This window comes from Sphingomonas sp. BL-S-05 (genome assembly GCF_055521695.1).
This window is the reverse complement of record NZ_CM145499.1, coordinates 634,619-658,806: the sequence shown is the minus strand read 5'-3', so window position 1 is coordinate 658,806 and position 24,188 is coordinate 634,619. Positions and strand designations below refer to the sequence as shown.

Sequence of the window (24,188 nt, the reverse complement as noted above, 5' to 3'; positions counted from 1 at the left end):
CGTCCTTTACCGGCGCGGGGGCCGGTCCCATCTGTCGGCGATGAAACGCCCCCTCACCCCCGCCGAGGTCGAGCTTGCCCGGACGATGTTCGGCGACGAAATCGATTATGGCCGGGCGCGGGTGGCGAATGCCAAATGGGCGTTCTTCCAGCCGAAACAGGTGGCGATGGCCCCGACCGGCTGCATCCATTTCCACCCGGGCGGCACGCTGTACCGTGACGATTTCGCAAGCGCCGGCCGCGATCTGGCCGCGCTGTTCCTGCACGAGATGATGCATATCCATCAGACCCAGCATCGCGGGCGATACTGGCTGCCGCTGATGCGGCATCCGCTGTGCACGTATCGTTATGCGATCGTGCCGGGGAAGCCGTTCCAAGCGTATGGCATCGAGCAGCAAGCGGAAATCGTCCGCCATGCCTTTCTGTTGCGACAGGGGGTGGCGGTGAAGGACAAGCCGTCGCTGGCAGTGTACGAGGCGTTGCTGCCGTTCGGGCGGTGACGGCTATCCGCGCGGCAATTGCCACATTACGCGGCGGGTCGAATAGGATTCCACCGGTTTGCCCGCAGCATCAAGTGCCGGGCGAAGGTAGCGGCCACGGCGGAGAATGGCATCGCAGGCGGCCTTGTCGAGATCGTTCGATCCAGAGGATTGGATCACCTTGCAATCGGTCACGCGAGCATTGGCAGCGATGGTCCATGCGATCACCACCACCCCCTGCTCACCCTTCGAGAGCGACGACGCCGGATAATCGTCCTGATTGATCCATTCGCCCGGACGCTCGCCTTCCGCGCGGGTCACGACCGCGGCGACCTTTTCGGGATCGTAGCCGAACCGCTGCATCAGATCGACTTCGCATTTCTCCAATGCCGGAAGCAGCGCCTTGGTCATCGCTAGCGCGACGGGGATGACCGGTCCGTTCTTCGGACGCACGGTGAAGGTCGGCGCATCGACCAGTCCTTCGAATTCGGCGCGGCTGATGTAGAAGGTCAGTACTGCCCTGTCGCCTTCCGGAAAATAGAGCCGGGTTCCGGTCTGCTTCTTGTCGAAGGTGCGTCCGGGCGCCTCCAACGTCAGATCGAACCACCCTTCCTTGCCGAGTTGCGCACGATTACCGAGAACCACCGCCTGCATGAATTCGCCGAAGGGCGTGGGTTTGAAGGCGACGAAGATCGGATGCGCCGGATCGCCATAGCCACGAGCGACGACGCACATTTTCTCGGCATATTCGACCGTCCAGCGGCTGGCTGGCGCCAAAGGCGGTGGCGGGGTCGCCACGCCCCCCTGCCCGATCAACAACGCAGCCGACAGCAACAGTCGCATCGCATCCTCCCCCATTCCCCGCGGCGAAGCTGCCAGCGTCCCCATCGAACCGCAAGCGTCGGTGCGTTCGGAACCCCAGCCGGGCGCAAATGGTTGGCCGCGCGAAACGATTCGAAAGGCTTGCGTGCGATGACCACTCGCTCCGGCGCTACCCTCCTCGCCCGGCTCGGCTTTGCGGCACGCGGCATCGTCTATTGCCTCGTCGGCTGGTTCGCGATCGATGCGGCGCTGCGCGGCGGCAAGGTCGGCGACAATCAGGGTGCGATCGCCAGTCTGGCCGACGAACCGTTCGGCGAATGGATATTGGCGGTGATGGCGGCGGGCCTTGCCGGCTATGCGCTGTGGCGGCTGGCCGAAGCGATCACCGACCCGGAGGCGCAGGGCACCACCGCCAAGGGCGCGTTCAAGCGCGCCGGCCACGCGATCAGCGGCATCGCCCATGTCGTCCTGGCATGGACCGCCGCGAAACTGGCGGTCCATGCCCGCACGGCCGGCGGCCGGGTCGGCGGTGAGGAGAGCACGCGCGACTGGACCGCGTGGCTGCTCGACCAGCCGATGGGCCGGGCGCTGGTGGCGCTGGTCGCCGCCGGGCTAATCGGTGCAGCGTTGCAGCAGGCAAAGAAGGCATGGGATTGCAGTTTCGCGCGCGAATTGTCGCGCGGTACGCCAGTGCCCGACCATGTCTGTACCATCGGCCGCATCGGCTATGGCGCGCGCGGCCTGGTCTTCGCGCTGATCGCCCTGTTCTTCGTCAGCGCGGCATGGGCGGCCGATGCCGATGAAGCCGGCGGCATGGCGCATGCGTTGGCGACGCTGCAGAGCCAGACCGGCGGACAGTTTCTGCTGACCGCCGTCGGGCTCGGCTTCGTCGCGTTCGGCATCTACAGCTTCGTCGAGGCGCGGTGGCGGCGGATTTCGGTCGACCTGCCGGCATGACGCGCGATGCAATGCAGGCGCGGTGGCTGGACCTGACGCAGCGCGAACTGCCGGGGCTGGCAGGGACGCGGGGCTGGCCGGTGCGAGCCGATCATTGTTTCCAGCGCATCCTGCTCGACAATGCGTTTGGCGGGGTGTGGTACGATCATGTCAGCGCCCGCCCCGCCTATATCCACGCCGATCCGGCGGCGCTGGCCCGCGCGGTGGCGCTCGGCGAGGCGGCGATCGCCGGCACGGTCGATCTGGCCGAGTTGAACCGCCGCTCGCTCGACTGGCGCGGCAAGACCCCCCCTCGAAACGGCCTGCGGGCACCCCCATCTCACCCGCTGGTAAATCCACAAGAACGAAGATAGAACGGACCGCATGAGCCTGACCCATATCTCCGTCCGCGGTGCGCGGGAGCATAACCTCAAGGGCGTCGATATCGACATCCCGCGCGATACGCTGACGGTCATCACCGGCCTGTCGGGTTCGGGCAAGTCCTCCCTCGCCTTCGACACCATCTATGCCGAGGGGCAGCGCCGCTATGTCGAGTCGCTGTCGGCCTATGCGCGGCAGTTCCTCGAACTGATGCAGAAGCCGAACGTCGAGCATATCGAGGGGCTGTCGCCGGCGATCTCGATCGAGCAGAAGACGACCAGCCGCAACCCGCGATCGACCGTCGCGACCGTCACCGAAATCTACGACTATATGCGCCTGCTCTGGGCGCGGGTCGGCGTGCCCTATTCCCCCGCCACCGGCCTGCCGATCAGCGCGCAGACGGTCAGCCAGATGGTCGATAGGGTGCTGGCGTTGCCCGAAGGCACGCGGCTGTTGCTGCTCGCGCCGGTGGTGCGCGGGCGCAAGGGCGAGTTTCGCAAGGAATTGGCCGAATGGCAGAAGGCCGGGTTCCAGCGGGTGCGGATCAACGGCGAAGTCCATCTGATCGAGGATGCGCCCGCGCTCGACAAGAAGTTCAAGCATGATGTCGAGATCGTCGTCGACCGGCTGGTCGTGAATGCCGATGCCGCGACGCGGCTGGCCGAGAGTTTCGAGACCGCGCTGAAGCTGGCCGATGGTCTCGCCTATGTCGATCTGGTCGACACGACGGTGGCGCAGGCACAGTCAGGCAATCCGCCGCTGGACAGTGAACAGGGCGACCGCGCGACCGAGGCCGCGCCCCAGACCGGCAAGCTGAAGGGTGCCGGCATTCCCGACAACCGCATCGTCTTTTCGGAGAAATTCGCCTGTCCGGTCAGCGGCTTCACGATCAGCGAGATCGAGCCGCGCCTGTTCAGCTTCAACGCGCCGCAAGGGGCCTGCCCGGCATGCGACGGGCTTGGCGAGCGGCTGGAGTTCGACGAGGACCTGATCGTCCCGAACCACGAATTGTCGATCAAGAAGGGCGCGGTGGTGCCGTGGGCGAAATCCAACCCGCCCTCGCCCTATTATATGCAGGTGCTGGGATCGCTGTCGAAGGCCTACGGCTTCTCGCTCGACGCGGCGTGGAAGGATCTGCCGGAAGAGGCGCAGCGGGTGATCCTGCACGGGACGGCCGGCAAGCCGGTGACGCTGACCTTCATCGACGGCAAGAAGTCGTACGACGTCAAGAAGCCGTTCGAGGGCGTGCTCGGCAATCTCAACCGGCGGATGCTGTCGACCGAAAGCGCGTGGATGCGCGAGGAACTGTCGAAATATCAGGCATCGCAGCCCTGCGAGACCTGCCATGGCGCACGGTTGAAGCCGGAGGCCTTGGCGGTGAAGGTCGCGATGCAGGACATCGCCTATGCGACGCACCTGTCGGTGGTCGATGCGCTGCGCTTCTTCGAGGGGCTGCCCGGGCATTTCAACGACCAGCAACGCGCGATCGCCCAGTCGATCCTGAAGGAGATCGTCGAACGGTTGGGCTTTCTCAACAATGTCGGGCTCGACTATCTCAACCTCGACCGGACCAGCGGCACGCTGTCGGGCGGCGAGAGCCAGCGCATCCGGCTGGCATCGCAGATCGGCAGCGGGCTGTCGGGCGTGCTGTACGTGCTCGACGAACCGTCGATCGGGTTGCACCAGCGCGACAACGACATGCTGCTGGCGACGCTGCGGCGGCTACGCGACCTCGGCAATACGGTGCTGGTCGTCGAGCATGACGAGGATGCGATCCGCACCGCCGATTATGTCATCGACATGGGACCGGGCGCGGGCGTCCATGGCGGCGAGGTCGTCGCCAAGGGGACGCTGAAGCAGATCTTGAAGTCGAAGGGGTCGATCACCGCCGACTATCTGAACGGCACGCGGTCGGTGCCGCTGCCGGAGAAGCGGCGTAAGGGCAATGGCAAGAAGCTGACGGTGCACAACGCCACCGCCAACAACCTGACCGGCGTCACCGCGTCGCTGCCGCTCGGCACTTTCACCTGCATCACCGGCGTGTCGGGATCGGGCAAGTCAAGCTTCACCATCGACACCCTCTATGCCGCCGCCGCCCGCACGCTGAACGGGGCGCGGATCGTGCAGGGCAAGCATGACAAGATCACCGGGCTGCAACATCTCGACAAGGTGATCGACATCGACCAGTCGCCGATCGGCCGCACGCCGCGGTCGAACCCGGCGACCTATACCGGTGCCTTCACCCAGATCCGCGACTGGTTCGCCGGGCTGCCCGAGGCGCAGGCGCGCGGCTACAAGCCAGGCCGGTTCAGCTTCAACGTCAAGGGCGGCCGGTGTGAAGCCTGCCAGGGCGACGGCGTGCTCAAGATCGAGATGCACTTCCTGCCCGACGTCTATGTGACGTGCGACGTGTGCCATGGCGCGCGCTATAATCGCGAGACGCTGGAGGTGAAGTTCAAGGGGATGAGCATCGCCGACGTGCTCGACATGACGGTCGAGGACGCGGTCGAGTTCTTCAAGGCGGTGCCGCCGATCCGCGACAAGATGGCGATGCTGGCCGAGGTCGGCCTGGGGTACGTCAAGGTCGGGCAGCAGGCGACGACCCTGTCGGGCGGCGAGGCGCAGCGGGTGAAGCTCGCCAAGGAACTGGCACGGCGGGCGACCGGCAACACGCTGTACATCCTCGACGAACCGACGACGGGCCTGCATTTCGAGGATGTGCGCAAACTGCTGGAGGTGCTCCACCAACTGGTCGAACAGGGCAATACGGTGGTGGTGATCGAGCATAATCTCGACGTCATCAAGACCGCCGACTGGATATTGGACATGGGCCCCGAAGGCGGCGTCAAGGGCGGGCGCGTGGTCGCCGAAGGCACGCCGGAGAAGGTGGCGGCGGTCGAGGGGAGCTTTACGGGGAAATATCTCAGGCCGCTGCTCGATCCGGCACGGGCGCAGGCGGCGGAGTGAGCCTAACGGGGGGAATATGGATCCATGGCGGGATGAATTCGTCGCGGGGTTGGAGTTGTTCGGGCGGGTAAGTGCCGAGATGCTGCGGCGGGGTTTTACTCGGCCGGTGCTGGTCGGTGGTGCGGCGGTCGAGGTTTATTCGGGGGGCATCATCGCCACCGGAGATTTCGACATCGTCGTCGGCCGCGACGACGTTTTGGAAGACGTGTTCGTCACGCTGGGGTTCGAACGACCGCACGGTGCGGGGGTCGCCACACGCGGCTGGGTGTATCGTGAGTTGCGGATGGGGTTCGAGATCGTCGATTCAGTCCTGCTCGACGGTGCCGCCGACCGCAGCAGGGTGCGCATGTTCTCCTCCCGCGCCGCTGACGATTTCGAAATCATTTCGGTCGAAGACTTGATTGCGGATCGCATGGGTCAATATGCGTCGGGCAGCGCACCGGATATGCTGGGTCAGGCGCAGACGCTGTTCGACCTTTATTCCGATGCGGACATGGATTATTTGGAACGTCGGATACGCGAAGAAACGTTGAACGAACATGGCATCGCAACCCTCCGCTCCCGCCGCCGAGGCGATGACGCTCGAAGCGTTCGGGCGTGAGTTGATGCGTCGCCGCGCCGCGCTCGGCAATCCCGAACTGCCACGCAATGCCGGCAACAACCGGACCGAGAGCAAGCGCACCCTGCTGGCAGCGATCGAGGCGGCGGGCGGGCGCTGGTAAAGCACGGCCACGGGATAAGTTTTACGGAACAACCCCCCGCGCGCGGCATTCGGGTTCGATCGATATCAAGCGAAGGACTCGTCGACATGCGTGCGCTCACCCTCGGCCTCGTCGCCGCTGCTACCCTGGTTTCCGGCTGTTCCGACTATGGTCTGGGCGGCGGCGGTCCGCGCTATGCCGATGCCGGCTATAGCCGCTACGACTATGATCGGCCCGACCCCGCCTATAACGGCTACGACGCCGCACGCTATTATCGCGACGACCGGCGCTATCGCGAACGTCGCCTGTCGCAGAACGACCGCGTCTATGTCGGACAGGACGGTCGCTATTATTGCCGCCGCAACGACGGCACCACCGGGCTGATCATCGGCGGGATCGCCGGCGGCGTGCTGGGCACCGCGTTGCGCCCCGGCGGGTCGGGACTGCTCGGCGCACTGCTCGGCGGTGCGGCCGGTGCGGCCGGCGGTCAGGCGATCGATCGCAACAACGTGCGCTGCCGCTGATCCGGTCCTGTTCGAACCGGTCGATCGGCCCGTTCCCTTGCAAGGGGGCGGGTCGATCCCCATTTAGTTCCTGCTACAGTCGCAAATCGACGGTTTCCTGCTTTGCGGCAAGTTCCTTCTTTCCCTGCTGCCTACGGCGCGGGTGACGGGCGTTCCGCCGCCCGCAAATAGAAAGGAACCTGCATGGCCACGCTTGGCACCGTAAAATTCTTCAACATCGACAAGGGCTATGGCTTCATCGCGCCGGACAATGGCGGCGGCGATGCCTTTGTCCATATCTCGGCGGTCGAACGCGCCGGGATGGTGACGCTGAACCAGAACCAGCGCGTCGGATATGAACTGGAAGAGGATCGCCGCGGTCGCGTGAGCGCGGTGAACCTGACCGCCGCCGATTGATCTGCCCTGGCGCGGGCGGATGGTCCGTCCGCGCCTTCCTCCAGCACGTAAAGGTCCTGCCCCCTTGGCCGATACCGCCGAAGCCTACCGCGCCCGTGCCGCCGTCGAACGCGCCAATGCCGATGCCGCGACGCTCGACAATGTCCGCGACCGTTGCCGCCGCGCCGAACTCGCGTGGACCGAAATGGCCGAGCGCGCCGAACGCACTACCGAACAGCGCCTGATCCGCGAAGCCGCCACCGTGCGCCGGGCCGAAACGCTGGCCCACGATTGAACCTGCGCGGCGTCCGGTCGTTGGAACGGGCGACAAGCGAAAGGTAAGATCGATGGCCAAGCACAAGAAACAAAAGCCGAAATCGCGTAAGGCCGGGGTGTCGACGCTGCGGACCGTGGCGCTGGGCGCCGCAGGAATCGCCGTCGGGCTGTTCGGCGTATTGCTCGCGCGGCGCAAGACGCCGGGCGAGGGTCATGCCGCGCCCGACCTCGCGCTCGACAAGCCGCATCCGACGGCGACCGACCGCGCTCCCGACGCCTTCCGCCCCGATCCGACCGCCGCCGTTCCGGCATCCGAGCGCGAGGCGCTGCGTCCCGCAACCGGACCGGTCCCGTCGATGGTCGAGCCGCGCGGCAGCATGGCGTCGCAGACCGGGGCCTGAACCCGGGCGGGTCGGTCAGCCGCCGAACCGCACCCCAACCCATAAGGTCCGCGGCGATGCGCGTTCGATTACGCCATCGCCGCCGACCGCCGCCTCGATCCGTGCGTCGGTCAGATTCTCTGCCCTGCCCTCCAGCGACAGCCGCCGCAGCAGCGGTACCGTCACCACCGCATCGAGCGTAGTCGCGTCGGCCAGGCGACGCAGGTTCGCATCATCCTCATACTGATCGGACAGATAGCGCAGCGTCGCCGCCGCCTGCCAAGCGCCCTGCCGCCAACCGAGCGTCGCCGAGCCGCTATGCGCGGGCGTCTGCGCCGGACGCAGACCATCGAGCACACCACCGTCGACGACCCGCGCATCGGTATAGGCATAGGATAGCCGCGCTTCCCATGCGCCCCAGCCGGTCGACGCGTCGAGTTCCGCGCCGCGTACCCGCACATGGTCGAGATTGGCACGACGGCGAAACACCCCGGCGGCCGACACGAAGCCGACACCCGGAAAGGTACCGGGACCGTTGGCGACGGTGACATTGGCGATCGCGTCGCGCAGGTCGTTGGCGAAGCCGGTTGCGGCGATCCGCGTGCGGGCGGCGGGGCGGATCTCGACGCCGACCTCCCCGCCCCATAGCGTTTCGGGCGATAGTGCGGCGTTGGCGGCGGTGGCGTCGGCGCCGACCCGGAACGGACGATAGAGTTCGTTGAGCGTCGGCAACCGCCAGCCGCGATAGCCCGCCGCGCGGAGCGTCACCGCAGGATCGAGCGTCCACGCCACGCCCGCGCGACCGGTCGGCTGCCAGCCGCCGCGGGTCGCAAACCGCTGGTCGGTCAGGGCGGCACCCGTCAGCAATGCTTCCTGCAGCCGGCCTGCGGCAATCGACCACCGGTCGATCCGGCCACTGGCGCTGACGACGACATCGCCGGCCAGCAGACTGGCATCGGCGAACAGGCCGCCGGTCGTGTTGCGGCCGCCCGCGACCCGCCGCCGGGTCGGGTTGCCGGCGACATAGGTGTAGAGCTCCTGCGTCTCGCCGCTGACGACACGCACATCGCCGCCCAGACGAAGCGACACATTGCCAAGGGTCGGGGCGATTTCCGCCCGGCCGCCGACGCCGGTCGCGGGGACGTTAAACTGATCAAGCGTCAACGCCGTCGCCGCCCGCCCTGCCCCGACGCTGGCGAAGCGGCTGGCGAAGGCGCGGGTCTGAAGATAGCCGAGCAGCGACCAGCCGGCGGTGCCGCGCCCGACGAGCCGGATGCTGGCATCGGCGCCTTCGCTGCGGTTGTCGGTGAAGTCGAGGCCGCGATCGCGGCGATCGGTGAAGGCGGAGACATTCGTCTGCAACTCGGTCGCCGCACCGACCTGAACGACCGCGCGCGCGGCGGCGCTGGCCTGTTCGAACGGGGCCGCGCGATCGGCGGGACCGCGACTGCCCGCGACGATAGGAATGAAACCACCGCCCCGGGCATAGGCGCCCGAGAGGGTCGCGAAACCGCCGCTTCGCGTCAGGCCGGCGGTGCCGCGCGCATCGATCGATTCGCGGCTGCCATAGGCCAGCGATCCGGAAAGTGGCGAAAGCTCGTCGGGCGTGGCGCTGTCGAGTTCGATCGTGCCGGCCAGCGCGCCCGGCCCGGCTACGCCGCTACCGCCGCCGCGCGTGACGCGGACCCGGCCCAGCCGGTCGGTGGCATAGGCGGGAAAGGCGACCCAGCCGCCGAACGGATCGGCCTGCGGCACGCCGTCGAGCAACAGCAGCGCCCGGCTCGACGCATTGCCGCCAAGGCCGCGCAGGGTGATGCCCTGACTGGTCGGGTTGGCGGTGCGCGAGTCCGATCGGCGGAATTGCTGCAGCCCCGCTACATCGCGCAGCACATCCTCGACCCGGCCGCTCGCCGAAGACAGGATGCGGTCGCGATCGATGGTAACGATGTCATAGACCCGGTCGCCCGGTGCATCGGCCAGGCCGCGTCCGGTGACGACGATCTCCGGCACGTCCTGCGCCATGGCCGCACCCGGCCATGCGGCCAACACCCACAGAAAACGCTTCACACCTGTCCCCCTATGGGACGATCATACCGTGAAGCTTTCCCCGCACCCGCACGCGCCCTTGGCGTTCGGATTGGCGAAGACGAAGCCCGCGGTGAAATCGTCCTCGACCCAGTCCATCGTCGAACCGATCAGGTAAAGGATCGATCCGCCATCGACGAAGAAGGTGCCGCCCGGCGTTTCGATCCGTTCGTCCATCGCATTGGCGGCGGTGACGTAATCGACCGAATAGGCAAGACCCGAACAGCCGCGACGCGGCGTCGACAGCTTGACGCCGATCGCATCCGCCGGCGCCTTCGCCATCAGATCGGCGACGCGCCGTTCGGCGTTGGGCGTCAGGATGATCGCGGCGGGGCGGACGCGCGTGGCCATTACAGCATTCCCAGTTCGAGTTTGGCGTCGTCGGACATCTTCTGCGGATCCCATGGCGGATCCCAGACAAGGTTGACGTCGGCGGTCGATACGCCGGGCACCGCCGACACGCGCAGTTCGACCTCGGCCGGCATCGATTCCGCGACCGGACAATGCGGCGTGGTCAGCGTCATCGTCACCGCGACATGGCCGTTGTCCGCGACATCGACACCATAGATCAGCCCCAGATCATAGATATTGACCGGAATCTCGGGGTCGAAAATCTCTTTCAACGAATCGATGACCGCTTCGTACAGGTCGCCGCCCGGCTCGCCCGCCGGTTGCGGTTCGGGTTTCTGGGCCAGAAATCCTTCGAGATAGTCCCGGCGGCGCGGCGGCGCTTCCTCCGCATCGGTCACGCGCGCGCGCGGTGGCGAGGGCACTGCGCTCACCTCCTCGACCTCGAAATGGCGTTCGTCGTTCATCCGAAAATCCTGCTTACCCGTTCCAGTCCGCGCACCAGCGCATCGACATCGCCCCGTCCGTTATACACGCCAAAGCTGGCCCGCGCGGTGGCGGGGACGCCCAGCACGTCCATCAGCGGCTGTGCGCAATGATGGCCCGCACGGATCGCGACGCGTTCCTCGTCCAAGATGGTGCCGACATCGTGCGGATGCACCCCCTCCACGACGAAACTGACGATTCCGGCGGCGTCGTCCGGCCCGAGCAGCCGGACAGAGTTGATCCGGCCCAGCGCTTCCCGGGTCGCAGTGACCAACGCGGTTTCATGGGCATGGATCGCGTCCAGCCCGATGCTCTCGACATAGTCGATCGCGGCATGGAGGCCCAGCGCGCCGACGATATGCGGCGTCCCCGCCTCGAACCGTGCGGGCGGCGGGGCATAGGTGGTGCGTTCGAAGGTCACCCGGTCGATCATCGCGCCGCCGCCCTGCACCGGATGCATCGCTTCGAGCAGGTCGGGGCGGCCCCACAATATGCCGATGCCGGTCGGGCCGTAGAGCTTGTGGCCGGAAAAGACGTAGAAGTCGCAGTCGAGCGCGGCGACATCGACCGCGATCCGCGGCACCGCCTGACACCCGTCGAGCAGCAGCTTTGCACCGGCCGAATGGGCGATGTCGGCGGCGCGGCGCGCGTCGAGCACCGATCCGAGCACGTTCGACACATGCGCCAGCGATACCAGCTTATGCTCCGGCCGGATCATCGTCGCCATCGCATCGAGATCGATCCGCCCGTCCTGCGTCAACGGAACGACGTCGATCGCCGCGCCGATCCGCTCGGCGACCAGCTGCCACGGTACTATATTCGAATGATGTTCGAGCATCGACAACAGGATACGGTCGCCGGCCTTCAGGTGCCGCTCGGCCCAACCTTGCGCGACAAGATTAATCCCCTCGGTCGCGCCGCGCACGAACACGCATTCCTCCGGCGCGCCCGCACCGATGAACGTCGCGACGCGACGGCGTGCCGCTTCATACGCCAGCGTCATGTCGGCCGAACGCTGGTACACGCCGCGATGCACGGTGGCATAGGTCGTGTCATAGGCGCGGGTGATCGCGTCGATCACGGCTTGCGGCTTTTGCGACGTCGCAGCGGTGTCTAGATACGACCAGCCGGCGGGGATCGCCGGAAAGTCGCTGACGCGGTCGAGGGGGGTGGTGCCGGTCAAAGCGCCGCTTCCAGCCACGCGTCGGCATCGGCGGCGAAGGCTTCGCGCACGACATCGTCGCCGATCCGGTCGAGCGCGTCCGCGACGAACGCATGGGTCAGCAACGCCTTTGCCCGCGCCTCGCCGACGCCGCGGCTGCGCAGATAGAACAGCGCCTTGGCATCGAGTTCGCCGACCGTCGCGCCATGCGCGCACTTCACGTCGTCGGCGAAGATTTCGAGTTCGGGCTTCAGATTGACCGTCGCCGTCCGCTGCAGCAGCAGGCCGCGCAGCGATTGCTCGCCATCGGTCTTCTGGGCGCCGCGCGCGACTTCGACGCGGGCGGCGAGGCTCGCCTGGCTGCGATCGGCGGCGACGGCGCGCCATGTCTGGCGGCTCGATCCGTTGAGCGCGGCGTGGCGGACGGCGACGGCGCATTCCTGCCGCTGCTGTTCGCGGGTCAGCAGTGCGCCGCCATAGTCGACGAACGCGGCGTCGCCGTCGAGCGTCAGTTGCGCGTCGATCCGGCTGCCCATGCCGCCGGCGCCGAGGAACTGGCTGGCGAGGCTCGCTGCCTCCCCCACCACCGCTTCGTCGCGGATCGACACGAAGCCGTCCGTCTGGAGCAGGCGGACGTTGCGCATCAGCCGTGCACCGCGTTCAAGGTCGATCTGCGTCAGGCGATTGGTCCAGCCGCTGCCGACATAGGTCTCGACGACCGAAGCGACGGCATCCTCATCGAGCGTCAGCCGCGCCGGCAGATGATTCTCGGCACCGGTCGCGATATGGACGATCTGCACCGGATCGACGATCTCGGCCGCTGACAGGTCGATCGACCAGCCTGCCGCACCCGATGCCTGCACGCCCAGCGGGTGCGCGGTGTCGAGCGTCAGTGGCGACAATGCGACATGGCCGGGGGTGCTGCGGTCGGGCACGTAGATGCCGTCGACGAACACGATCCGCGGGCCGGCGAGGTCGAGCCAATAGCCGTCCGCACTCGCCGCTTCACCACGGGCCGATCCGGCCGCGGCGGTCAGCGCGGTCAGGTCGGTCCAGCGGAACGCCTCTTGCGCGTTGGTAGGAAGCGTCGCCATTACGCCGCCACCGCTCCATAGCCTTCGCGTTCCAGTTCGTGCGCCAGTTCCGGCCCGCCCGAGCGGACGATGCGGCCATCGGCCAGCACATGCACGAAATCGGGCTGCACATAGTCGAGCAGCCGCTGATAATGGGTGATCAGGATCACCGCCTTGTCCGGCCGGCGCATGATGCGGTTGATGCCGTCGCCGACGATGCGCAGCGCGTCGATATCGAGGCCGCTGTCGGTTTCGTCGAGGATGGCGAGCTTCGGGTCGAGGATACCCATCTGCACCATCTCGTTGCGCTTCTTCTCGCCGCCCGAAAAGCCGACATTCACCGGCCGCTTCATCATGTCCATGTCCATGCCCAGCGCATCGGCCTGCGCACGGGCGAGCTTCAGGAACTCGGCGCCCGACAGCGCCTTTTCATCGCGAGCGCGACGCTGGCTGTTCAGGCTTTCGCGCAGGAACTGGACGTTCGACACGCCGGGAATTTCGACCGGATATTGGAAGCCGAGGAACAGGCCGGCGGCGGCACGGGCATCGGCCTCCATTTCCAACAGGTCGTCGCCGGCAAAGGTCACGCTGCCATCGGTCACCTCATAGCCCGGACGCCCGCCCAGCACATAGCCGAGCGTCGACTTGCCGGCACCGTTCGGCCCCATGATCGCATGGACCTCGCCCGCATTGACGCGCAGCGACAGGCCCTTGAGGATTTCCTTGCCGTCGATTTCGGCGTGGAGATTGTCGATGTTCAGCATGTTCCGTCCTGTTCGTGCGGGGCCGCGCCCGCGTATCTCAAAAACTTAGGGCGTCTCGCCCGCGACCGGTTCGGTGCCGAACTCGGCCTCGGCCGCGTCGGGGTTGGTCAGCACCGCCTTCATCGACGCGTCGATCTTGTCGAGCATCGGTCCGTGTGCCTTCGCAACCTTCGCCCGCACCGGTGCGCAAGCCTTCGCCGCATCGTCGAAGATCGCGACCCGCGCCGTGGCCTCGGTCGGCGGCTTGGCCATGCGCGCGTCCGCATTGATCCGCTCCGACAGGCATTCGGCATAGGGCGCGGTCGGCGCGACCGCCTGTAGCGCCAGCAGGAGGGCGATCACCCCACCGACCCTTCGAGGCTGATGCCGAGCAGCTTCTGCGCCTCGACCGCGAATTCCATCGGCAGCTGTTGTAGCACTTCGCGGGCGAAGCCGTTGACGATCAGCGCGACCGCCGCCTCCGAATCCAGCCCACGCTGCATCGCGTAGAACATCTGGTCCTCGGAAATCTTCGAGGTGGTCGCCTCATGCTCGATCTGCGCCGAGGGGTTCTTGACCTCGATATAGGGCACGGTGTGCGCGCCGCACTGATCGCCGAGCAACAGGCTGTCGCACTGGGTGAAGTTGCGTACGCCCTCCGCCGAGGGGCCGACCCGCACCAGCCCGCGATAGGTATTGTCGCTACGGCCCGCGCTGATCCCCTTCGACACGATGGTCGAACGCGACCCCTTGCCCAGATGGATCATCTTGGTGCCGGTATCGGCCTGCTGGCGGTTGTTGGTAACCGCGACCGAATAGAATTCGCCGACGCTATTCTCGCCGGCCAGCACGCAGGACGGGTATTTCCAGGTGATAGCGGAGCCGGTCTCGACCTGCGTCCACGACACCTTGCTGTTCTTTCCCTGACACAGCGCGCGCTTGGTCACGAAGTTGTAGATGCCGCCCTTCCCGTTCTCATCACCGGGATACCAGTTCTGGACGGTCGAATATTTGATCTCGGCATCGTCCAGCGCGACCAGCTCGACGACCGCTGCGTGCAGCTGGTTCTCGTCGCGCATCGGCGCGGTGCAGCCTTCGAGATAGCTGACATAGCTGCCCTTGTCGGCGACGATCAGCGTGCGTTCGAACTGGCCGGTATTCTCGGCGTTGATCCGAAAATAGGTCGACAGCTCCATCGGGCAGCGCACACCCTCGGGAATGTAGACGAAGGTGCCGTCCGAAAAGACGGCGCTGTTCAGCGTCGCGAAGAAATTGTCACGCTGCGGCACGACCTTGCCCAGCCATTTGCGGACCAGATCGGGATATTCGCGGATCGCTTCGCTGATCGAGCGGAAGATGACGCCCGCAGCTTCGAGTTCCTTGCGGAAGGTCGTCGCGACCGACACGCTGTCGAACACCGCGTCGACCGCGACCTTGCGCGATCCCTCGACGCCGGCCAGCACCTTCTGCTCCTCGATCGGGATGCCGAGCTTTTCATAGACGCGCAGGATTTCGGGATCGACCTCGTCGAGCGACGACAGGGTCGGCTTCTTCTTCGGCTCTGCGTAATAATAAGCGTCCTGATAATCGATCGGATCGATGTTCAGCTTCGACCAGTCGGGCGCTTCCATCGTCTGCCACAGGCGGAACGCCTTCAGCCGCCAGTCGAGCATCCATTCCGGCTCGTTCTTCTTGGCGCTGATATAGCGGACGGTGTCCTCGCTCAGCCCCTTGGGCGCGAAGTCCTGTTCGATGTCCGAGGAGAAACCCCATTCATACTTCTTGTTCGCGGCGGCGAGCGCCTCGGCATTCTTGGTGGCCATCACACTACCTCTTGGGGCACTGCCCCGGTGTTCGCGAGTTGGGCGAGCGTCACGCCCGCCAGAGCGCCCCGGACCACGGCGTTGACCGTGCCGGCATGGGGTCGGATCATGCAGTTCGTCTCCACCGCGCAATCATGCCGCGCAGCATCGACGCAGGTGGTGAGCGCGATCGGCCCCTCGATCGCCTCAATGATCTGCGCCAGATCGATCGCGTGGGGCGCGCGGGCAAGGCGGAAACCCCCGCCGGTGCCGCGTCCCGTCTCGATCAGCCCGGCGGCGGACAGGCGGCTGACCAGCTTCTGCACGGTCGGCAGCGGCAGGCCGGTTTCCTCCGCCAGCGCGGTCGCCGTCACGCGCACGTCCCCGTCCCGCCGCGCGGTGGCGGCAAGCAGGACGACGGCATAGTCGGCAAGGCTGGAAAGGCGCATGTTTTCCTTAATCGGATCATTCCGGTCGGATTGGCATGTGGTCGCGCGGCGGCGTGAGGTCAACCGGGTTTGTTTCGATTGATGTGATCGATTGCTTGGGGGCTTCAAGGATTTGGTTTCACGCTAAGGTGCGAAGCGAAGAACGAAGATTGGTTCGCGCGGAGGCGCAGAGGCGCGGAGGGGTTGCGCCTCGTGTACCGAACCGCCTGACCACCAAATGGGTATGACGTCGCCCCAGCGGAGGCTGGGGCATTCTGCGGCGAGGCGAGCGGGCCGATACGCAGAGATCCCAGCCTTCGCTGGGATGACGTATGCGGCGAAGGAACTGCATCGGCGGGTCCAGATGAAACCCCTCCGCGCCTCTGCGCCTCTGCGCCTCTGCGCGAACTACCCTCTTCTTCGCGCCTTCGCGTGAAACCGAATCTTCCTTCCGCCGCCCGCCGGCGATACAGCGCCAACCCATGGCCTGGTATCACCCGCTCCTCTTCGCCCTCGACGCCGAACGCGCGCATTCGCTGACGATCGCCATGCTGGAGGCATGGGGCAAGGCGAGCACGCCGATGGCACCCCGCACCGACGAGCGCCACGCCGTGACGGTCGCCGGCATCCGCTTCCCCAATCCGGTCGGGCTGGCGGCGGGCGTCGACAAGGACGCGCGCGCGGTCGCCGGCTTTCTCGGCCTCGGCTTCGGCTTTGTCGAGGTCGGCACGCTGACCCCGAAGCCGCAGCCGGGCAATCCCAAGCCGCGCATCTTCCGCCTGCCCGAGGACCGGGGCGTGGTGAACCGGCTGGGGTTCAACAATGGCGGCATCGACGCGGCGCTGGCGCGGGTCGCGGCGCTTGCCCCCCGCCCCGGCATCATCGGCATCAATGTCGGCGCGAACAAGGATTCGACCGACCGCATCGCCGATTACGGGACGGCAGTCGCCAAGGCCGCGCCGCTGGCCGATTACGTCACGATCAACATTTCCAGCCCGAACACGCCGGGGCTGCGCGACCTGCAATCGCAGCCCGAACTGGGGCAGTTGATCGCCGCCAGCGACGCGGCGCGCCATGTCGGGGGCAAACGCGTGCCGCTGTTCCTGAAGGTCGCGCCCGACCTGTCGCGCGACGGGCTGGAGGTTGCGATCCGGGCCGCGGTCGATGGCGGGGTCGATGCGCTGATCGTGTCGAACACGACCATCTCCCGGCCGACCACGCTTCGGTCAGGGAATGCCAAGGAGACCGGCGGGTTGTCGGGCGCCCCGCTCGCTCCGCTGGCGCTCGCCAAGCTGGTCGAGGCGCGCGAGATTGCCGGCGGCGCGATCCCGCTGATCTCGGCGGGCGGGATCGGGTCGGCGGACGAAGCGCGGCGGCGGCTCGATGCCGGGGCCAGCCTCGTCCAGCTATACAGTGCGCTGGTCTATGAAGGGCCAGGCCTCGCCCGGCGGATCGTCGACGGATTGTGATCCCGCTGTTCCGGCCATTACTGGCCAATGCCGGCTTCGGGCGGCGGCTGGTCGCCTGTATCGGTGCGGCGATCGGTATCGCGCTGACCATGATCGTGTGTTCGCAGGTGCCGTGGATCGAAGGCGACCTGCCGATCATCGTCGCGCCGCTGGGCGCCTCGGCGGTGCTGGTGTTCGCGGTGCCGGCCAGCCCGCTCGCGCAACCATGGCCGGTAGTCGGCGGCAATATCCTTTCGACGCTGGTCGGCGTGGCGGTGTTTCAGGCGATCCCGAACGTCACCATCGCGGCCGGGGTTGCGGTCGGCTGCGCGATCCTCGCCATGTCGCTGTGCCGCTGCCTGCATCCGCCCGGCGGCGCGGCGGCACTGACTGCGGTGATCGGCAGTGCCGGTATTCACGACGCTGGCTATGCCTTCGCCTTCGCGCCGGTCGGGATCAATTCGATCGCTTTGGTGTCGATCGGCATCTTCTATCACCGCATGACCGCGCTCAGCTATCCGCACGAGCCGGCCTCCCCGCTCGCAGTTGCAGCGGGGGTGGAACCGGGCGGCATTCGACCGGAAGACGTGGACGCGGCGTTGGCCGAAACGCCGGATGCGTTCGACATCGCGCCGGAGGATCTGACGCTGCTGCTCGAACGGGCGGAGCATTTCGCTCGGGTCCGGCGGAAGAAGTAGCGGTTCGCGCTGAGGCGCGAAGGCGCGGAGGAGGTTGCATTTCAGGCCACCCTATCCGCGTCAGCGGCTTCATACCTCGTGGCAGCGTAACACAAGGTCTGCCGATTGCGAGGGGTTGGCCCGATACGCAACCCACTCCGCGCCTCCGCGCCTCCGCGCGACCCCAACTTCCTTCTTCGCGCCTTCGCGTGAACCAATCTACTCCACGATCACCTTGCCCTCACGCCGCGGATCGAAGCCGCCATCGATCTTTCCGTCGCGCACGATCACGCCGTGCAGCCCCGAATCCTCGCCCTGCCCCGGCTGCAGGCGGATGCCCTTTGCCGCGAGCGCGCTGAGGATTTCCGGCGAGAATTTCGTCACCTCGCCCTGAAAACTGTCGCCGCGCGCGACGAGGTTGGGGAGCGCCAGCGCCTGCTGCATCGGCAGCTTCCATTCGACCGCGCCGATCAGCGACTTGCCGACATAGGCGAGGATCGCATTGCCGCCCGCCGACCCCAGCGCGCCCGCGAACTTGCCCTGCCGGTCGATCATCACCAGCGGCGTCATCGACGAACGCGGCCGCTTGCCCGGTGCGACCGCGTTCGCGGCGGCGCGGCCCTGCGCATCGACGGGGGAGAAGGCGAAGTCGGTCATCTGGTTGTTCAGGAAGAAGCCGTCGACCATCCGCCCGCTGCCGAAGATGCTTTCGACCGTCGTCGTCATCGACACGACATTGCCCGCCGCATCACCGACGATGAAATGCGAGGTTCCTGCCGGTTCGCGGGTCGTGTCCGCCGCCGCCGTCACCGTGCCAGCCGGGACGCCCGCCGCGGGCGCCGGACCGGCGGTCGCGCCGATCAGCTTCGCCCGCTCGGACAGATAGGCCGGGGCCAGCAGCCCGGCGACCGGCACGTTCACGAACTTTGGATCGCCGACATAGAGGTCGCGATCGGCGTACATCAGCCGGCTCGCCTCGGCGAAGAGGTACCAGCTTTGCGGATCGTTCGGCCCGCGCCGGTCGATATCGGTGCGGCCGAGGATGCCGAGCAGCTCGATCAGCCCGACTCCGCTGGAGGGCGGCGGCGGGGTGCAGACGATATAGACCCGCCAATTGGCGCACAGCGGATCGCGCTTGACCGCACGATAGGCGGCAAGGTCGGCCAGCGTCATCGTGCCGGGCAGCGTGCCCGTCGTCGTGCGTGCGACGATGCGCTTCGCCGTCTCGCCCGTGTAAAGCGCGTCCGGTCCCTGCTTCGCCAGCCGCTTGAGGAAATCGGCATAGGCACCGTTCCTGATCCGGTCGCCGGTGGTCGCCAGCGCCCCGTTCTTCCCCTTGAAGTAACGGCGGACATCCTCCGCCTGCAACTCGGGGAAGCGCCCGGTCAGGAAGCGGCCGAGGCGCGGCGAGATGACGAAGCCCTTGCGCGCGGTCCGCTCGGCATCGTCGAACAGGTCGGCCCATGCCAGCGTGCCATGCTCGTCATGCGCCTGTCCCAGCATCCGCACCGCGCCGGGCACCCCGGTCGCCCGCCCGCCCAGCACCGCCTCGGCAAAGGGCAGCGGCTTGCCGTCCGCACCCAGCAGCATCGTCGGCGTGGCGCCCGCCGGCGCAACCTCGCGTCCGTCATAGATTTCAACCTTGCCAGTCTTCGCGTTGAAATAGGTCATGAACGCACCGCCGCCCATGCCGGAGCTCTGCGGCTCGACCAGCGACAGCATCGCCTGTACCGCGATCGCCGCGTCGACGGCGCTGCCCCCGCGCCGGAGCACCGCCATGCCGGCTTCGCTGGCCAGCGGATTGGCGGACACCACGAACTTCTGATGCTGTTCCGCGACCGCGGCGGCGGGGGAAGCCGGGGCCGCGACCTCGGGCCTGGCGAACGGCAACAGATTGCAGCCCCCCAGCGACACGGTGGCGAGCAGGGCGGCGGCGATCGTCAATTTCCTCATGGCCGCCGTGTCTAACCAAGACGATCCGCCCCGTCACCCGCGTTCGGACCATGTTCGGACATTGCCGAGACCGTAGCGTCTGCCTACACCCTGGCATCTGGAGAAGGATGACGAATGGTCCGGCAGCTCGAACGATTCCCCAATCTAATCACGATGTTCTTCACGCGGGCCAGCGAGCGCGGCGATGCGCCGTTCCTCTGGCGCAAGACCGGCGGCGGATGGGTGTCGATCAGCTGGGCCGACGCAGCGCGCCAGGTCGCGTCGCTGGCCACGGCGCTGAAGGCGATCGGGCTGAAGCGCGGCGACCGGGTGATGCTGGTCAGCGAGAACCGGCCCGAATGGTGCATCTCCGACCTCGCCATCATGGCGGCGGGGTGCGTGACGGTGCCGACCTATGTCACCAATACCGTGCGCGACCATGGGCATATCATCGAGAATTCGGGCGCGTGCGCGATCATCGTGTCGACCGAGAAGCTGGCGCGCACGGTCCTGCCCGCCGCGCTGCGCGCGACCAATTCGTCGGAAAAGATCATCACGATCGAACCGATGAAGACCGCGCAGCAGGGCAGTCTGGAGTTCCACGACTGGCACGAGCTGATCGCGCGGCATCCGGCCGATCCGGCACAGGTCGCGGCCGCGGCCGACATGCGGCGCGAGGACCTTGCCTGCATCATCTACACCTCCGGGACCGGCGGATCCCCGCGCGGCGTGATGCAGCATCACGGCGCGATCCTGCACAACGTCAATGGCTGCTGCGTCGTCATCGCCGAGGATTTCGGTTGGCGCGACGAGGTGTTCCTGTCGTTCCTGCCGCTCAGCCACGCCTATGAACATACCGGCGGGCAATATTTCCCGATCGCGCTGGGCGGGCAGATCTATTACAGCGAAGGGCTAGACAAGCTGGCGAGCAATATCGAGGAAGTGCGCCCGACGCTGATGGTCGTGGTCCCGCGCCTGTTCGAGGTGCTGCGGGCGCGCATTACCAAGGGCATCCAGAAGCAGGGACGTTTGTCGACGTGGCTGCTCGATCGCGCGATCGAGATCGGCGCACGCGAAGGCGGGCCACGGCTGACCGATCGTCCGGCCAAGCTGCTGGTCGACACGCTGCTCAAGCCCAAAGTCGCCAAACGCTTCGGCGGGCGGTTGAAGGCGATGGTGTCGGGCGGCGCGCCGCTCAATCCCGATATCGGCAATTTCTTCGACTCGATGGGACTGTGCCTGCTGCAAGGCTATGGCCAGACCGAGGCTGCGCCGGTCATTTCGTGCAACCGCCCGGCGGCGGGGGTCAAGATGGACACGGTCGGCCCGCCGCTCGCCGAAACCGAAGTCCGCATCGCCGAGGACGGGGAAATACTGGTGCGCGGCGAACTGGTCATGCACGGCTATTGGCGCAACGAGGCCGAGACGGCGCGCGTGCTGAAGGACGGATGGCTTCACACCGGCGATATCGGCGAGATCGACGATCGGGGGCGCATCCGCATCACCGATCGCAAAAAGGACATCATCGTCAACGACAAAGGCGACAATGTCGCGCCGCAGAAGGTCGAGGGGATGCTGACCCTGCAGGACGAAATCGCGCAGGCGATGATCGTCGGCGACCGCCGGCCATATATGGTGGCGGTGATCGTGCCCGATGCCGAATGGACCCAGCAATTCTGCGCCCGGGGCGGTGCGCGCTGCGACTTCGCCCGGCTGCGCGAGGACAGCGATTATCGCGCGGCGCTGGGCGCGGCGGTCGAGCGGGTCAACAAGGACCTGTCGGTCACCGAACGCATCCGCCGCTTCATCATCGCCGACGAACCCTTTGCGATCGAAAATCAGCAACTTACGCCCAGCCTGAAGATCCGGCGGCATGTGTTGAAGGACGTGTATGGCGAGCGGCTGGACGCGCTGTACCGGGGGTGACGCGGCGCCAAAGTTCACGAAGTTCACACTCGTGCGCGTGTTGCGCGCCATCGCCGATGATCATGCGGCACGCGGTAGGAAGATCGACGGTGAGACAGAGCGCGCCCCCGGCATCGCATAAGGTCCGGCTTGTAGGAAAACCGTTTTCGGAACGTTAACCATGTCGCGCGACCATTGTGCCGAACGATCGATGAGGATGGCGCGCATGATCAGGATCATCGGACAGGAACGGGTGACGACCGCCACCGCGCGACCGGCGGCAGTGGCAGGCGGGGCGGCCGACTTCGCCGCGACATTCGCCGCCACGGCGACCGCCGCCGCACCCCCGTCCTTCACCCTGTCCCGCCCCGCGCCACCGCGCGAGTCCGATCGGACAACGTCCGAACGTGTCGAGGCCGACCGGCTGGACCAGGCGCTCGCGTCGTTCAGGAAGGAATTGTCGCTGACCCCGGCGGAGCGCGTCCGCCGCGACGTGCTGAAAACCATGAAGCTGACCGAGGAGGCGATCGAAGCCTTGCCGCCCAAGGAACGGGTAGAGATCGAGCAAAAGGTTGCGAGGGAGGTCGCGCGGCGGATGGCGATCATAAATCGCCGAAGTACAGGCGCCGCCCCCGCCGGAGACGGCGAGGTCCGGCTCTGAGCAACGGGTCCGCCGGTGACGCGGGGGGACAGGCCAACCCGGCACGGTTGACGCTGCGTCCGGCAATACCATATGCCCGCTTCTGATGCTGCAATGCAGCAAGGAGCCTGTCCGTGACCACGACCCGTAGCCCTGCCCTTGTCCATCTCGCCCTTGCGCTTGGCGGTTTCGCGATCGGGACGACCGAGTTCGCGACGATGAGCCTTGTGCCCTTCTTCGCACCCGGCCTCGGCATCGACGAACCGACGGCGGGGCATGTCATCAGCGCCTATGCATTGGGCGTGGTGGTCGGTGCGCCGCTGCTGGCGGTGCTGTCTGCGCGGATGGCGCGGCGGACAGTGCTGATCGCGCTGATGGCCTGTTTCGGGATCGCCAATGCGGCAAGCGCGCTGGCGCCGACCTATGAGGCGATGCTGGTGGCGCGGTTCTTCAGCGGCTTGCCGCATGGTGCCTATTTCGGGATCGCCGCACTGGTCGCGGCGTCGCTGGTTCCGGCCGAACAGCGGACGCAGGCGGTCGGGCGGGTCATGCTGGGGCTGACGACCGCGACGATTGTCGGCGTGCCGCTCGCCAATGCATTGGGGCAGGCGATCGGGTGGCGCTGGGGCTTCGGCGTCGTGGCGGTGCTGGCAGCGGCGACGATGGCGATGGTCGCATGGCTGGCGCCGCACGACCGGCCGGACCGGTCGGCCAGCCCGCTTGCCGAACTGAACGTGCTGCGATCGGGGCAGTTGTGGCTGACGCTCGGCATCGGCGCAATCGGCTTTGGCGGGATGTTCGCGGTCTATACCTATCTCGCCTCGACGCTGATCGAGGTGACGGGGGCCGGTGCGGCAATGGTGCCGGTGGTGCTGGCGGTGTTCGGCATCGGCATGACCGTCGGCAATCTGGTCGTGCCGCGGTTCGCCGACCGCGCGCTGATGCCGACCGCGGGCGGCCTGCTGCTGTGGAGCGCGGCGACGCTGGCGCTCTATCCGCTGGCGGCGGGGCAATTGTGGTCGATGCTGGTGATCGTGTTCCTGATCGGCATCGGCGGCGCGCTCGGCACCGTGCTGCAGACGCGACTGATGGATATTGCCGAGCACGGCCAGAGCCTTGCCGCGTCGCTCAACCATTCGGCGTTCAACACCGCCAATGCGATCGGACCATGGGCCGGCGGGCTGGCGATCGCTGCCGGCTATGGCTGGACCTCGACCGGGATCGTCGGGGCCGGGCTGGCGCTGGGCGGCTTTGCGATCTGGGGGCTGGCGGTGATGGCCGGCGCGCCGGTGCGGCGGCGGGCGGCGGCCTGATTCCTTGAAGTAGAGGAAGGGGTTCGCGCAGAGGCGCGGAGGCGCGGAGGGGTTGCGTTCCGGACAGGCGCTTTACGAACGGGAGACCGTCCGCGACGGGACAGCGGAGTGCTGAGGCCGCTTACGCGGGCGATCCAGCAACGCACGCAACCCCTCTGCGCCTCTGCGCCTCTGCGCGAACCAACTCTACTTTGCGCCTTCGCGCCTTCGCGTGAACCGATCTTCTTGTAAGGAAGGGGGACGCCTGTGGACGCCCCCCTCCACCATCCTGCGGATGGTCCCCCTCCCCGCGGCGCGGGGAGGATT

General features: G+C 66.9%; 25 protein-coding genes. 14 read left to right on the top strand and 11 right to left on the bottom strand.

The genetic code is table 11. The annotated features are described in order from the left end of the window. The first annotated feature begins 40 nt into the window (after positions 1–40). Complete coding sequence (locus ACZ1JS_RS02765; RefSeq protein WP_465167613.1) at positions 41–499, top strand: vgr related protein; 459 nt, start codon at positions 41–43, stop codon at positions 497–499. A gap of 3 nt (positions 500–502) precedes the next feature. Here the strand turns inward: ACZ1JS_RS02765 and ACZ1JS_RS02760 are convergent, their stop codons facing one another. Continuing rightward, positions 503–1,321, bottom strand: coding sequence for an energy transducer TonB (locus ACZ1JS_RS02760; protein WP_465167612.1), 819 nt, complete (start codon positions 1,319–1,321; stop codon positions 503–505). Positions 1,322–1,450: 129 nt separating this feature from the next. Between ACZ1JS_RS02760 and ACZ1JS_RS02755 the strand changes: the two genes are divergently transcribed. The 8 genes from ACZ1JS_RS02755 (at position 1,451) to ACZ1JS_RS02720 (ending at position 7,861) form a co-directional block, all read left to right on the top strand. Then, positions 1,451–2,257: a DUF1206 domain-containing protein gene (locus ACZ1JS_RS02755; protein ID WP_465167611.1), complete on the top strand. Its 807-nt coding sequence runs from the start codon at positions 1,451–1,453 to the stop codon at positions 2,255–2,257. Continuing rightward, complete coding sequence (locus ACZ1JS_RS02750) at positions 2,254–2,610, top strand: GCN5-related N-acetyltransferase (RefSeq protein WP_465167610.1); 357 nt, start codon at positions 2,254–2,256, stop codon at positions 2,608–2,610. Before ACZ1JS_RS02755 ends, ACZ1JS_RS02750 begins: the two co-directional genes overlap by 4 nt. A 10-nt stretch (positions 2,611–2,620) precedes the next feature. Then, on the top strand, positions 2,621–5,584 hold the full coding sequence (gene uvrA / locus ACZ1JS_RS02745) for an excinuclease ABC subunit UvrA (protein WP_465167609.1): 2,964 nt from the start codon (positions 2,621–2,623) through the stop codon (positions 5,582–5,584). Between the two features lie 79 nt (positions 5,585–5,663). Continuing rightward, on the top strand, positions 5,664–6,185 hold the full coding sequence (locus ACZ1JS_RS02740) for a hypothetical protein (protein WP_465167608.1): 522 nt from the start codon (positions 5,664–5,666) through the stop codon (positions 6,183–6,185). A 207-nt stretch (positions 6,186–6,392) separates the two neighbouring features. Next, the gene (locus tag ACZ1JS_RS02735) at positions 6,393–6,809 is read left to right on the top strand and encodes a hypothetical protein (RefSeq protein WP_465167607.1); all 417 of its coding nucleotides are present in this window, start codon (positions 6,393–6,395) and stop codon (positions 6,807–6,809) included. A 183-nt stretch (positions 6,810–6,992) separates the two neighbouring features. Beyond that, on the top strand, positions 6,993–7,205 hold the full coding sequence (locus ACZ1JS_RS02730) for a cold-shock protein (RefSeq protein ID WP_242194904.1): 213 nt from the start codon (positions 6,993–6,995) through the stop codon (positions 7,203–7,205). A 64-nt stretch (positions 7,206–7,269) separates the two neighbouring features. Then, on the top strand, positions 7,270–7,479 hold the full coding sequence (locus tag ACZ1JS_RS02725) for a hypothetical protein (protein ID WP_242116094.1): 210 nt from the start codon (positions 7,270–7,272) through the stop codon (positions 7,477–7,479). 52 nt (positions 7,480–7,531) lie between these two features. Beyond that, complete coding sequence (locus ACZ1JS_RS02720; protein ID WP_345876598.1) at positions 7,532–7,861, top strand: hypothetical protein; 330 nt, start codon at positions 7,532–7,534, stop codon at positions 7,859–7,861. A gap of 15 nt (positions 7,862–7,876) precedes the next feature. On the opposite strand, the gene ACZ1JS_RS02715 is transcribed toward ACZ1JS_RS02720, so the two are convergent. The 9 genes from ACZ1JS_RS02715 to ACZ1JS_RS02675 form a co-directional block, all read right to left on the bottom strand. Then, the gene (locus ACZ1JS_RS02715) at positions 7,877–9,862 is read right to left on the bottom strand and encodes a TonB-dependent receptor plug domain-containing protein (protein ID WP_465168617.1); all 1,986 of its coding nucleotides are present in this window, start codon (positions 9,860–9,862) and stop codon (positions 7,877–7,879) included. A gap of 66 nt (positions 9,863–9,928) precedes the next feature. After that, positions 9,929–10,276 carry a HesB/IscA family protein gene (locus ACZ1JS_RS02710; protein WP_465167606.1) on the bottom strand — a complete coding sequence of 116 codons (348 nt, stop codon included), beginning with the start codon at positions 10,274–10,276 and terminating at the stop codon, positions 9,929–9,931. Beyond that, positions 10,276–10,740, bottom strand: a complete 465-nt coding sequence (locus ACZ1JS_RS02705; RefSeq protein WP_465167605.1) for an SUF system Fe-S cluster assembly protein — start codon at positions 10,738–10,740, stop codon at positions 10,276–10,278. The genes ACZ1JS_RS02710 and ACZ1JS_RS02705 overlap by 1 nt, the downstream gene beginning before the upstream one ends. Beyond that, a complete protein-coding gene (locus tag ACZ1JS_RS02700; RefSeq protein WP_465167604.1) occupies positions 10,737–11,942 on the bottom strand; it encodes a cysteine desulfurase in 1,206 nt (401 codons plus the stop codon). The genes ACZ1JS_RS02705 and ACZ1JS_RS02700 overlap by 4 nt, the downstream gene beginning before the upstream one ends. Next, positions 11,939–13,015, bottom strand: a complete 1,077-nt coding sequence (locus tag ACZ1JS_RS02695; RefSeq protein ID WP_465167603.1) for a SufB/SufD family protein — start codon at positions 13,013–13,015, stop codon at positions 11,939–11,941. Before ACZ1JS_RS02695 ends, ACZ1JS_RS02700 begins: the two co-directional genes overlap by 4 nt. Then, positions 13,015–13,758, bottom strand: a complete 744-nt coding sequence (sufC, locus tag ACZ1JS_RS02690) for a Fe-S cluster assembly ATPase SufC (RefSeq protein ID WP_465167602.1) — start codon at positions 13,756–13,758, stop codon at positions 13,015–13,017. Before sufC ends, ACZ1JS_RS02695 begins: the two co-directional genes overlap by 1 nt. Positions 13,759–13,803: 45 nt before the next feature. Next, entirely contained in the window at positions 13,804–14,100 is a 297-nt protein-coding gene (locus ACZ1JS_RS02685; protein ID WP_465167601.1) for a hypothetical protein, read from the bottom strand. Continuing rightward, complete coding sequence (sufB, locus tag ACZ1JS_RS02680; RefSeq protein WP_242116085.1) at positions 14,097–15,560, bottom strand: Fe-S cluster assembly protein SufB; 1,464 nt, start codon at positions 15,558–15,560, stop codon at positions 14,097–14,099. Before sufB ends, ACZ1JS_RS02685 begins: the two co-directional genes overlap by 4 nt. Then, the gene (locus tag ACZ1JS_RS02675; protein WP_465167600.1) at positions 15,560–15,988 is read right to left on the bottom strand and encodes an SUF system Fe-S cluster assembly regulator; all 429 of its coding nucleotides are present in this window, start codon (positions 15,986–15,988) and stop codon (positions 15,560–15,562) included. Before ACZ1JS_RS02675 ends, sufB begins: the two co-directional genes overlap by 1 nt. Before the next feature lie 461 nt (positions 15,989–16,449). Here ACZ1JS_RS02675 and ACZ1JS_RS02670 point away from each other — a divergent pair, with 461 nt between their 5' ends. Further along, positions 16,450–17,436 (top strand): quinone-dependent dihydroorotate dehydrogenase, encoded by a 987-nt coding sequence (locus ACZ1JS_RS02670; protein WP_465167599.1) that lies wholly within the window; start codon positions 16,450–16,452, stop codon positions 17,434–17,436. Continuing rightward, a complete protein-coding gene (locus ACZ1JS_RS02665; RefSeq protein ID WP_465168616.1) occupies positions 17,436–18,113 on the top strand; it encodes an HPP family protein in 678 nt (225 codons plus the stop codon). Before ACZ1JS_RS02670 ends, ACZ1JS_RS02665 begins: the two co-directional genes overlap by 1 nt. Positions 18,114–18,311: 198 nt before the next feature. On the opposite strand, the gene ggt is transcribed toward ACZ1JS_RS02665, so the two are convergent. After that, complete coding sequence (gene ggt, locus ACZ1JS_RS02660) at positions 18,312–20,045, bottom strand: gamma-glutamyltransferase (RefSeq protein ID WP_465167598.1); 1,734 nt, start codon at positions 20,043–20,045, stop codon at positions 18,312–18,314. 114 nt (positions 20,046–20,159) lie between these two features. On the opposite strand from ggt, the gene ACZ1JS_RS02655 reads away from it, so the two are divergent. The 3 genes from ACZ1JS_RS02655 (at position 20,160) to ACZ1JS_RS02645 (ending at position 23,882) form a co-directional block, all read left to right on the top strand. Then, on the top strand, positions 20,160–21,950 hold the full coding sequence (locus tag ACZ1JS_RS02655) for an AMP-dependent synthetase/ligase (RefSeq protein WP_465167597.1): 1,791 nt from the start codon (positions 20,160–20,162) through the stop codon (positions 21,948–21,950). Between the two features lie 205 nt (positions 21,951–22,155). Beyond that, a complete protein-coding gene (locus ACZ1JS_RS02650) occupies positions 22,156–22,590 on the top strand; it encodes a hypothetical protein (RefSeq protein ID WP_465167596.1) in 435 nt (144 codons plus the stop codon). A gap of 113 nt (positions 22,591–22,703) precedes the next feature. Next, on the top strand, positions 22,704–23,882 hold the full coding sequence (locus ACZ1JS_RS02645) for an MFS transporter (protein ID WP_465167595.1): 1,179 nt from the start codon (positions 22,704–22,706) through the stop codon (positions 23,880–23,882). Positions 23,883–24,188 lie beyond the last annotated feature (306 nt).